The sequence below is a fragment of the Vibrio rubrogenes genome, from assembly GCF_059641415.1.
Genome location: NZ_JCARSY010000087.1, coordinates 1 through 1,731 on the forward strand (window position 1 = coordinate 1; position 1,731 = coordinate 1,731).

Consider the following 1,731-nt stretch of genomic DNA (forward strand, 5'->3'; position numbering starts at 1 on the left):
ACAGTCGATGCTTCGTTATTGCCGCGCCGCACTTATGAAGCGCCGCAGGGTGAAGTGGAAACCAGACTGGCGGAGATTTGGTCGGGTCTTTTGGGTGTTGAGCAAGTCGGTCGTCATGACGATTTCTTCGCACTCGGTGGACACTCCTTGATCGCTATCCAGCTGGTGTCTCGGATCCGCGTTGCGCTTGGGTTTGAAATATCGCTGACGACACTGTTTGCCCATCCGGTATTGTCTGAGCTTGCTGCCACACTGCAAGACGGTTACCTTGCGTCTGAACAGCAGCACTTACCCGCGATTACGCCGCACTCAGATCAGCAAACACCCCCGCTGTCGTTGGCACAACAACGGTTATGGTTCTTGTCACAGATGAATCCTGCGGCATCATCGGCTTATGTTATTGCCGGGGGAACCAGACTACGCGGACAATTAGACGTTGCAGCACTTCAGCAAGCGCTGGACCGCATTGTGGCCCGACATGAAATTCTACGCACGCATTTCACGGAATGTGACGGGCTGGCAACTCAGGTGGTCGAATCTGAAGCGGTCGGTTTTCCACTGGTGATAGCAACCCAAACTGACGCTCCGTTCCAACCGCAGTTCAGTCTCGACAGCGGACGCTTGCTACAGGGGCAACTGATTCGTGTCAGTGATGAAGAACATTGGTTGCGAATTGCGATGCACCACATCATTTCCGATGGGTGGTCGGTTAACGTTTTCATCCGTGAACTGGGTGAACTGTATAATGCGTTTACCCACGGTGCTGCGGATCCGTTGCCAGCGTTAACCATTCAGTATGGTGATTTTGCGGCATGGCAACAGCGCTACCTGCAAGGAGACGTTCTGCAACAGCAACAAGCCTATTGGATGCAGCAGTTGCAGGGCATTCCTGACTGTCTGACCTTACCGACGGATCGTAGCAGACCGGCTTATCAGTCTTATGAAGGCGCAGTCATTCCGGTCCGGCTTGATCAGGCAATCACCGACGGGCTCAGAGATTTGAGTCGTCGTCACGGCTGTACACTGTACATGACGTTACTCGCGAGCTGGTCTGCCTTGATGGGACGTCTCGCCAGTCAGGATGATGTGGTGATCGGCTCGCCGATTGCCGGACGTACCCGTGCCGAAGTCGAACCTTTGATCGGCATGTTCGTCAATACACAGGCGATCCGGGTTGATCTGTCTGATCGTCCGAACACGATCGATCTGCTGGCGCAGGTGAAAACCACCGCACTGGCAGCACAGGCGCATCAGGACATTCCGTTCGAGCAGGTGGTGGAATCGGTCGCGCCAACGAGAAACATGTCTCATCCGCCCCTGTTCCAAGTGATGCTGAGTTTGCAAAATACCCCTCAAGAGGCGCAGGCGCTGTCCGGGGTCACACTCTCGTTACTGGAAACAGAACGTCGGACCGCGCAGTTTGATCTGACATTGGATCTCTTTGAAATGGATGGTCAGCTTTCCGGAACGCTGAACTACGCCACAGCATTATTTGACGCGGAGACGGTTCAACGCTATCTCGGCTATTGGCATGCCCTGCTACAGCAGATGGTGTCGGCACCGACGCAAGCTGTCGGCTCCCTGAATATCCTCACGGACACTGAACGGGACTTGGTGCTCAACCGGTTTAACCAGACGGCAACGCCATTCCCCGATGAGTCATGCCTGCATACCCTGATTGAGGGGCAGGTGGCGCGCAACCCTGACGCAACCGCAGTGGTGTTTGAAGAC

1 protein-coding gene is annotated in these 1,731 nt (G+C 54.9%); it reads left to right on the forward strand.

Features of this window, described 5'->3' with window-relative positions; translation table 11 throughout:
- Positions 1-1,731: condensation domain-containing protein (locus AC55NX_RS20625; protein WP_496997436.1), on the forward strand; the 1,731-nt coding region annotated here is incomplete at both ends.